Source organism: Salinispora oceanensis, assembly GCF_000383575.1.
Classification (GTDB): Bacteria; Actinomycetota; Actinomycetes; order Mycobacteriales; family Micromonosporaceae; genus Micromonospora; species Micromonospora oceanensis.
On record NZ_KB911579.1, the window covers coordinates 1,410,528 to 1,419,774 of the forward strand.

A 9,247-nucleotide genomic window follows, 5' to 3' on the forward strand; every position below is an offset into this window, starting at 1 on the left:
CCTGCCCGGGCGGCGGTCAGCACCGGCCCAGCACCCCGTCGGACGCGGAGGCGGGGCGGACGGGTACCACCAGCGGGCCGTGCTCACCGTCGATCACCTTCACGGTGGCGCGGTAGTGGCGAGCCAGCAGCTCCGTCGTGAGCACCTCCCGGGGGCTGCCGGCGGCGGCGACGTGACCGTCCGCGAGGAGCACCATCCGGTCGGCGTACTCGCCGGCGATGGAGAGATCGTGCATGGTCGCGACCACGGTCAGGCCATGCGCCCGGCGGAGCTGGTCGACCAGTTCGAGGACGTCCTGTTGGTGGCCGATGTCCAGCGCACTGGTCGGTTCGTCGAGCAGCAGCAGGGTGGCCCCCTGGGCGAAGGCTCGGGCCAGGAAGACCCGCTGCCGCTCGCCACCGGAGAGGGTGGCCAGTTCCCGGCTTTGGAATCCGGTGAGGTCCAGCCGGTCCAGGACGTCGTGTGCGGCGGCCAGGTCGGCGGGGGACTCCCGGCCCAGCGGCGCGATGTACGGGGTGCGGCCGAGCAGCACGTAGTCCAGGACCGACATCCCGGCCGGCACCACCGGCGACTGGGCCATGGTCGCCACCACCCGGGCCCGCTCCCGGCGACGCAGCTGCTGGAGCGGCGTACCGAAGAGGGAGACCGCGCCCGCGGTGGGCAGCAGGCCGCCGACGGCGCGCAGCAGCGTCGACTTGCCGGCACCGTTCGGGCCGATCACGGTCACCCACTCGCCGGCGGCGACGCTCAGGTCGACCCCGGTCAGGATGGGTACACCGGCCAGCCGGACCCGCAGGTCGCGTACCGCCACCGCCGGTGCGCTCATCCCAGCACCCGCCGGGCGCTGCGCAGGACCAGGACAAAGAACGGGCCGCCGAGCAGGGCGGTCACCACGCCGATCGGGATCTCCTCGGGGGCGGCGGCGGTACGGGCGACCACGTCGGTCAGCGCCAGGAACGCCCCGCCGAAGAGCATCGACAGCGGCAGGATCACCCGGTAGCTGGAGCCGGCGAGCAGTCGTACGGCGTGCGGCACAATGATTCCGACGAAGCCGATCAGCCCGGACGCGGAGACCGCGGCGGCGGTACCGAGCGAGGCGGCGGCGATCAGCAGATAGCGGGACCGTTGCGGGTGCAGGCCCAGGCTGGTCGCCTCGTCGTCGCCGACCGAGAGAACGTCCAGTTCCCGCCGGTGCAGCAGGACCACCACGGCGGTCAGCAGGAAGTACGGCAGGACCAGCCACACGTCGTGCCAACCGGCGGTGGCGAGCCGCCCCAGCAGCCAGGCATAGACCTGTTGGATGCTGTCTGAGTTGCGTTGCAGCAGGTACGTCTGGCCGGCGGAGAGGAAGGCGGAGACCGCCACCCCGGCCAGGATCAGGGTCGCCGGTGATCGGCTTCGGCCACCAGCGGAGCCGAGCAGGTAGGTCAGCGTGACCGCGCCGATCGCGCCGACGAACGCGGCCAGGGGGATGGTGACCGGTAGCCCGGTGAGCGCCCCGCCGACCCCGCCAGCGGTGATCACCACGGTGACCGCGAACCCGGCGCCGGCCGCGACCCCGAGCAGGTACGGGTCGGCCAGCGGGTTACGGAACACGCCCTGGTACGCGCCGCCGGCCAGGGCGAGTAACCCGCCGACGAGCAGGCCGAGTACGGCCCGGGGCAGGCGCAGCTCGGTGACGATCGCGATCTCCCGCTCGGTCAGCCCGCTGTCGAGGCCGACCCCGGGGAGGAGGTTCAGCAGCTCGACCGCGACGCTGCCGGGCGGCAGGCTGACCGGGCCGAGGGAGACGCCCGTCACCAGGGCGGCCAGGACCGCGGCCAGCCCGGCGACGAGCCAGCCGGGCCGCAGCCCGGCTGGCCGAGCCACGTCCGGCCGCCCCTCCGGCTGGCCGGAGGGGCGCTGGGTTACCACCTGCCGCATGAGAAGGCCTTACTACCGTCGCCGGTTCAGCGTCACGCGGGGACCTTGGCGGTCGCCTCGATGATCGTGCGGAGCAGGTCAACGACGCGCGGGCCCCACCGGGAGGCGATGTCGTCGTCGAGCGCGACGACCTGGCCCTCCTGCACGGCGGTGATCGTCGCCCAGCCGGGTCGGGCCTGGACCGACGCGACGCTCTGCTGGCAGCACTTGGTGTCGGCGAGGAAGACGAAGTCCGGGTTGGCCTGGACGATGATCTCCTCGGAGAGCTGCGGGTAGCCGCCGCTCGCACCGTCCGCGTCGGCCGGGTCGGCGATGTTCTCGAGCCCGGCGAGCGCGTAGAGCGAGCCGATGAAGGTCTTGCTGGTGGCGGTGTACAGCTCGGGGCTGAGCTCGTGGAAGTAGGTGAGCTTCTCCGCCCGCTCGGGCAGGTCGGCGACCAACTCCGCGATGTCGTCCCGCATCTGGCTGACCACGTCGGCGGCCTCGGTGGGGTGCCCGGTCAGCGAGCCCACCTCGGTGAACTGCCGATAGGTGTCGTCCAGCGTGACCGCCGCCGGGATGAGGAAGACCGGGATCTTCAGCGTGGTGAGCTGGTCAACGATCTTGTTCCGGTCATCGGCGAGCAGCACCAGGTCGGGGTTGTGGGCGGCGATCGCCTCGGCGTTCGGCTGGAAGCCGGAGAGGTCGGTCCGCGGCGCCTCCGCCGGGTAGTTGGAGTTGTCGTCGACCGCGACGACCTGCGGCCCCGCCCCGATCGCGAAGAGCATCTCGGTGGCGGTCGGCGACAGCGAGATGATCTTCTCCGGCTGCTCGTCCAACGTCAGCGAGCCAACGGTCACCGGGAAGGTCGCGGCGCTGGACGCGCCGTCGTCGGCGGGGGAGTCGGTGGTCTTCTCGGCGCAGCCGCCGAGCGCGAGCGCGGCCACCGCGAGGGCCGCGGTGAAGAACCGGGGGGTACGTCTGGACATCGGGCCTCCTGTCGGTCGAGGAGTTGGTGCTTCGCCGACAGGGACCGAGGTGCCCGTCCACGAGGCGCCCTTCCTCGAGAGCGCGTATCGCGACCGACCGCAGGCGACCTGACTCGTCCCCGGGATGACCCCGGGGCATCACAGTTGCGGGACAGTGCCGGTTTCGCACCGGCTTCGCTGCGGGCTGGTCGGTAGCACGGTAGCGCACGGTCGGGCCGGATCCCGGAGTTGGCCGCAGACGTGTGACGAGGTGGGTGGGGGCCCCGGGGCAGGGCCCCCACCCACCTGAATTCAGGAAACGGTGATGGTGACGTTGTCGACGGCTGCCTCGACGAGGCTCCCGCCGGCGGCGTCCGCCGCCGCCACCTGGATCTGGATCGACTGGCCGGCGTACGGCGTCAGGTCGAGGTTGGCCACCGACCAGGAGGCGCTGCGGTTGGTCGCCGCCCCCGCCTGGTTGAGCAGGGTGGTGGTGCCGCCGCTGTGCACGACGCTGACCCGGAAGTAGTCGGCCGAGGAGGCGTTCGAGTAGTGCGCCAGGTACCAGGCCAACGAGAGGGTCAGCGTGCCACTCGACGGCAGGGCCACCGCCGGGGAGCGGGCGCTGGTCACGCCGCCGTCGATGTCGTGGGTGCCCACCGAGGAGCCGGCGAGCCGGCCGGTGACCAGGTCGTTGCCGCCCGCGTACGGGGTGAGCTGCTTGGCGCCGGAGTAGCTGGTCGCCTGGGCGGCGCCCCGCTCCCACTGGCCGGTGGTGGCGGTGTCGGTGCCGTTGGGGTTGACCGTCCAGCCGGTCGCGGTCTCGAAGGTGTCCGCCCAGACCGTCTCCCCGCCGCCGCCACCGCCGCAGTACTGGTCCTCCTTGCCGATCGCCCGGTACGGGCAGTCGGCGTACTCGGAGAGGAGCAGCACCGCTTCGCGGTTGCGGGCGGTCTCCGCCGGGATGACCTCATCGGGTGGGTAGAAGCCGCCGCCCGCGGCGGAGCCGGGGTACAGCTCGAAGGTGTACGCCCAGATCCCGTGCGCCCCCCACATCCAGTCGATGCTGCTGCCATCGGTGATGTAGAGGTCGCTGGACTGCTGCGGGGTGTAGCCGTTGGTGGCCGCCATCTCCCCGCCGATGGTGGCGAAGGTGTTGTACTGGTCGGCCGTCATGCCCGGGGCGGTGTTGCTGTACGTGTAGCCGAATGGCCAGAGCACCAGTTCGGAGTAGGTGTGGAAGTCGATGTTGGCCTTGATCTGCTGGACTCCGCCCACGACCCGGCTGTCCACGAAGTCGCGCACCGCATCGGTCTCCGGGGCGGAGAAGGGTGACGGGCCCCGGTAGGTGTTCGACGAGGGGGAGCCGGAGGAGCCGCCGCAGCAGCCCCAGAGGTAGTCCCAGTTGCGGTTCAGGTCGGTGCCGACCCACGACGAGCCGCTGTTCGGCTGCCGGTTCTTGCGCCACGATCGGTACGAGCCGGTGGCGATGTCGTACTCGCTGCCGTCCGGGTTCACGGTCGGGACGATCCACAGCTCCCGGCTGTTGACCACGTTGGTGACCCGGGAGTTACTGCCGTAGTTGTCGGTGAAGAGGTTGAGCAGGTAGATCGCCATCTCCACGGTGAGGTGCTCCCGGGCGTGCTGCTGGGAGTTGAAAAGAATCTCCGGTTCGTCCTCGTCGGTCCCGACGTTGTCGGAGATCTTCACCGCCATCAGGTCCCGGCCCTCGTACGAGGTGCCGATGCTGATCTTCCGCGCGATGCTGGGGTGGTCCGCCACCACCTGGTTCACCACCGCCGTCAGCTCGGCGTAGTTGTGGTAGTCGGAGTCGGCGGGCGGAAAGTCGAAGATGCCGACTTCCCCGTGGTCGTGATCGTGGTCGGTGGGCGTTACCGGAACCTCCTCCAGCTCGAAGCCCAGCCGCGTGATCGCGGCAGCCTCGGCGGCGGTGGCGGAGACGTGCAGGACGCCGTGCTCGGAGTAGTCGATCGCGGCGCCGGTGCTGGCAACCGCGCTGCGGTCGGTCAGAGTACGCGGGCCGAGCACCCGGTACTGGACGGCGGCCGACTCACCGGTGGGGTCCGGCGTGGTGTTCGCGGAGACCGGTGCTGCGGCAAAGGTGAGCAGGCCGAACCCCGCGGCGACGACGAGCGCGAGGCGGCGGCGAAGGGTGGGGGTGCGGAAGGCCATGGACAACCTCCTGACAAGCGCGGGAAACCTTTCCCGCCTGGTACCGCACACTCCACCACTCAGCACATGGTCATATCAATATTCTTCCATGTATCAATTAGATGGCGATCCCGCCGACGGCCCGAGTTTCCCGAACAGAGATCAGGACTTCGGCGCGTCGCCGCCCGGCTCCGGCGAATCCGTCCCGGCGTCGTCCTCGCCGGCCAACGCGGAACGCAGCCGCTCCTTCTCCGCGCGCCGCCGCTCGGCGGCGGCGGCCATCTCCTCGGCCATCTCCTCCCGCCACGGCCGCAGCAGGAAGAAGGAGAGCGCCGCCGAGAAGATCAACGCCACCATCAGCTTGATGAAGAGATTCAACTCCACGAACCACAGGGTCGCCAGTACGACGACAAACAGCCCGATCCGGCCCAGCGTGTACTTGACCGCCGCGCTCATCTCCGTACTCCGTTCTCCGCCGTCAGCGGGCGGCCTCAGCCCGTCCTCCGGGCGAGCCACCGCACGCCGTGGAACCACACCACCGCGTACCCCACGGTGAAGGTCGCCGCACCCAACCCGCCGGAAAGCACCGGCGGCAGGTCAACGGTGAAGCCGGCCACCACCAGGCCGAGGGTCAGCCCCACGGCCCCAGCCGCCAGGCCCGCCACCACCCGGGCGGCACCGAACCCCCAGGCACGAAAGTCATCCCAGTAGAGCCAGGCCGGCAGGATCACCGCCAACCACCCGTTGGCCTGGCCGAAATCCCCCGAACCGAGCGAGGTGATGCCCCAGTCCAGTGCCACCAACGCGAGCACCCCGATAACCCAGCCGGCCAGGCTCACCCCGAGCAGGTCCCCCAGGGTCAGTACACGCCCCTCGGAATCTCGCCGGGTAATTCTGTTGCGCTGCTCGGTCATGACCCTACGAGGGTACGCGAACCGCTAACCAGCACGATCAGGCCCACACCTGCTGCGGCTGGGCGCGACGCTCGGCGAGCGAGGGCGCGGCGTCGTACTCGCGCACGACGTCGTACCGGGTGTTGCGCTCGACCGGGCGGAACCCGGCATCCCAGATCAGGTCCAGCAGGTCAGCCCGGTTCATGGTGCTCGGCGTGCCGTAGGAGTCGGCATCGTGGGTGATCTTGTATTCCACCACCGAGCCGTCCAGGTCGTCCACGCCGAAGTTCAGCGACAGCTGGGCGACCGAGAGCCCGTGCATAACCCAGAAACACTTCACGTGCGGGACGTTGTCGAAGAGCAGCCGGGACACCGCGTACGTCTTCAGCGACTCCGCCGGCGAGGCCATCGTCGTCCGCGCCTGGATCTGGTTACGGATCTTGCCGTCCGCCGAGTCGACGAAGTCATGCTGGTAGCGCAGCGGGATGAAGACCACGAAGCCGTTGGTCTCGTCCTGCAGCTCCCGCAGGCGCAGCACGTGGTCAACCCGGTGCCGGGGCTCCTCAATGTGCCCGTACAGCATGGTTGACGGGGTCTTCATGCCCTTGTTGTGCGCCAGCCGGTGGATGCGGGACCAGTCCTCCCAATGGCAGGCGTGATCAACGATGTGCTGCCGCACGTCCCAGTCGAAGATCTCCGCACCGCCGCCGGTCAGCGACTCCAGGCCGGCGTCCATCAGCTCGTCCAGGATCTCGTCGGCACTCAGGCCGCTGATCTTCTCGAACCACTGCACCTCGGTCGCGGTGAAGGCCTTGAGCCGGACATTCGGCAGTGCGGCCTTCAGCTCACGGAGCACCTTCGGGTAATAGCGCCACGGCAGGGTGGGGTGCAGCCCATTGACGATGTGCAGCTCGGTGAGCTGCTCGTCCTCCATCTCCTTGGCCTTGCGGACCGCCTCGTCAATCCGCATCGTGTACGCGTCCTTCTCGCCCGGCTTGCGCTGGAACGAGCAGTACGCGCAGCTGGCGCTGCAGACGTTGGTCAGGTTCAGGTGCCGGTTGACGTTGAACATCACCCGGTCGCCGTTGCGCTCGGTCCGCCGGTGGTGCGCAAGCCGCCCCAGCCAGGTCAGGTCGTCGCTGTCGTAGAGGGCGATCCCGTCCGCGCGGGTCAGCCGCTCGCCGGCGTACACCTTCGCTTCGAGCTCGCGCTTGAGTCCGGCGTCCATCTCCAGCCCCGTCCCTTCCGCCTGCGGTCCCGGTCGAGCCTACGTGGGCCGGCGCACCCACGGTCAGCGCGGGCGGTAGGCCGCGACGAACCTCACCGCCGCCCGTCGACGTCACCCGAATTCTCAGCTACTCGTAACCCGGCCATACATCGACACTGCTGCGCGCGTGCGATAAGACAGGGTGGGCCGGGCGCGACACCACTGGTAGCGTCCGGGCACCTGTGCACCCAATGCGCGGATTGACCCAGACAAGGAGCGGAATGGGCGACAGCGGCTACGGACGGCGACCTCGACGACGCCCGGTGATCTCACCGGTCCTCCGCCCGAAGCTCTGGTCCGCGTTGCTGGGCATCATCGCTGCCGGCGCGCTCAGTGCGCCGGTCTACGCCGATCCGCCACTGCCCGACGCCGTACCCGACAGCGGCGCCCGCCCGGTCCTGTCCGGCCCGCTGAGCCTGCCCGGCGGTGGACCGCTCACCCCGCCTGCTGCAACGCCGGTCAACAACCTCATTGACGGGCCGCTCGCCACCCAGATCTACGCGGCCGAGGCCCGCATCGGCCAGCTGAGCGACGAACTGCTCCTGCTGAAGCAGCAGCGCACCGAGGCGGAAGCGCAGCTCGTCGCCGCCGAGCGGGAGCTGAACGTGGCCCTGACCGCGCTGGCCAGGGCGCAGTCGCGAGCCGATGCCGCCGCCGCCGAGGCGATCAAGGCGGCTGCGGCGTTGCCACCCGTGCCCTTCGCCGACGATCTCCAGGATCTGAACGAGCTCTCCGGCCTTGCCCGGGGAGAGAAGGTCGCGGTCGGGGAGACCAACGCGGCGACCCGGGAGCTCAACCGGACCCGCGCCGACGAGCAGGCCGCGCAGCAGGCAATGACCGCAGCGCAGACCCGCGTACGCTCCATCGACACCGCCTACGCCAACACCGAGCAGGCGCTGCGCAGCGAGCGGGCGAAGCTCGCCACCCTCCGTCAGGACAACGCCGCCCAGCTGCTCGAGCTGGAGCGTCAGCAGGAGGCGGCGGAGCAGGCGCTCGGCGCGCAGTGGGTCGCCGACGAGACGGCGAATGGGCTCGCCGCGCACCCCACCGCCCAGGCGGCGGTCGCCTACGCGATGGACCAGCTCGGCGATCCGTACCTCTGGGCGGCCGAAGGGCCGGACCGATTCGACTGCTCGGGCCTGATCTGGGCCGCCTACCGCTCGGCCGGCTACCGCAGCCTGCCCCGGGTCTCCCGCGACCAGTACTACGCGACCCGGCACCGCACCGTTCCCCGGACCGGCCTACTCCCCGGCGACCTGCTCTTCTTCGCCTCCGGAGCTAGCTGGACCAGCATCCACCACATCGGCATGTACATCGGCGGCGGACGGATGATCCACGCCCCGAGCAGCGGCGACGTGGTCAAGATTTCAACCGTGACCTGGTCGCGCCTCTACGCGGCAACGCGAGTGATTGGCGGGGTCCCGGTACCGCCCACGCCCACGCCCACGTCAAGCGCCACGACCACCCCGACGCAGACACCGACACCGTCCCCCTCGGCCACGAGCACCTCGTCGCCCTCGGCCTCTCCGACCAGCACCTCGTCCCCCACCACCAGCCCGAGCAACACCCCGTCCCCCACCACCAGCCCGAGCAACACCCCGTCCCCCACCACCTCACCCTCAGCACCCGCGACCGACACCCCGCCCCCCACCACCTCGTCCTCGGCCGAGCCGATTGAGCCCCCGTCGCCCTCAACGACCGGCAGCTCATTCCTGCCGTAGCCCGGCACGACCGCTCCGACCTACCATCCCGCGATCCGGGCCGCGGACCGCACGGACGTCTGAGGTGCTGCGACAAACGGCCGGCAGCCCTGCTCCAGCTGTGCTCCCTGGACGAAATGTGGCACGGTGAGACCAGGCATCCCCGGATCGGGTGGCACGAGTCCGGGTGCGAGCACGGCGCGGAGGGCGAACATGGCCGAGCAGAACGATCCGGTGGACCCGTCCGCCGCCGACGCGACGGCCATTCCGTCGGCGGCGGGGCAGGCCCGGGTCTACCACCAGGCTGGCCCCAGAGAGCCCGAGCCCATGCAGCCACCCGAGCCC

Annotated in this window: 8 protein-coding genes and 1 riboswitch; of the genes, 1 reads left to right on the forward strand and 7 read right to left on the reverse strand. The window is 70.4% G+C overall.

What is annotated here, in order from left to right; genetic code table 11:
• Nucleotides 1-16 precede the first annotated feature (16 nt).
• The 7 genes from SALPAC4_RS0106430 to mqnE all read right to left on the reverse strand — a co-directional run bounded on the left by SALPAC4_RS0106430 (nucleotide 17) and on the right by mqnE (nucleotide 7,163).
• Nucleotides 17-826: an ABC transporter ATP-binding protein gene (locus SALPAC4_RS0106430; RefSeq protein WP_019869614.1), complete on the reverse strand. Its 810-nt coding sequence runs from the start codon at nucleotides 824-826 to the stop codon at nucleotides 17-19.
• Complete coding sequence (locus tag SALPAC4_RS0106435; RefSeq protein WP_019869615.1) at nucleotides 823-1,923, reverse strand: FecCD family ABC transporter permease; 1,101 nt, start codon at nucleotides 1,921-1,923, stop codon at nucleotides 823-825. Before SALPAC4_RS0106435 ends, SALPAC4_RS0106430 begins: the two co-directional genes overlap by 4 nt.
• A gap of 32 nt (nucleotides 1,924-1,955) precedes the next feature.
• The gene (locus SALPAC4_RS0106440) at nucleotides 1,956-2,891 is read right to left on the reverse strand and encodes an ABC transporter substrate-binding protein (RefSeq protein ID WP_019869616.1); all 936 of its coding nucleotides are present in this window, start codon (nucleotides 2,889-2,891) and stop codon (nucleotides 1,956-1,958) included.
• Nucleotides 2,892-2,972: 81 nt separating this feature from the next.
• Nucleotides 2,973-3,118: riboswitch (cobalamin riboswitch) on the reverse strand.
• Nucleotides 3,119-3,182: 64 nt separating this feature from the next.
• A complete protein-coding gene (locus SALPAC4_RS0106445) occupies nucleotides 3,183-5,063 on the reverse strand; it encodes a M14 family metallopeptidase (protein ID WP_019869617.1) in 1,881 nt (626 codons plus the stop codon).
• A gap of 141 nt (nucleotides 5,064-5,204) precedes the next feature.
• Entirely contained in the window at nucleotides 5,205-5,498 is a 294-nt protein-coding gene (locus SALPAC4_RS0106450; RefSeq protein ID WP_019869618.1) for a DUF4229 domain-containing protein, read from the reverse strand.
• Nucleotides 5,499-5,533: 35 nt separating this feature from the next.
• Nucleotides 5,534-5,956, reverse strand: coding sequence for a hypothetical protein (locus SALPAC4_RS0106455; RefSeq protein ID WP_019869619.1), 423 nt, complete (start codon nucleotides 5,954-5,956; stop codon nucleotides 5,534-5,536).
• Nucleotides 5,957-5,993: 37 nt separating this feature from the next.
• Nucleotides 5,994-7,163, reverse strand: a complete 1,170-nt coding sequence (mqnE, locus tag SALPAC4_RS0106460; RefSeq protein WP_018731207.1) for an aminofutalosine synthase MqnE — start codon at nucleotides 7,161-7,163, stop codon at nucleotides 5,994-5,996.
• A 260-nt stretch (nucleotides 7,164-7,423) separates the two neighbouring features.
• Between mqnE and SALPAC4_RS0106465 the strand changes: the two genes are divergently transcribed.
• Nucleotides 7,424-8,923 carry a C40 family peptidase gene (locus SALPAC4_RS0106465; RefSeq protein WP_020113465.1) on the forward strand — a complete coding sequence of 500 codons (1,500 nt, stop codon included), beginning with the start codon at nucleotides 7,424-7,426 and terminating at the stop codon, nucleotides 8,921-8,923.
• Nucleotides 8,924-9,247 lie beyond the last annotated feature (324 nt).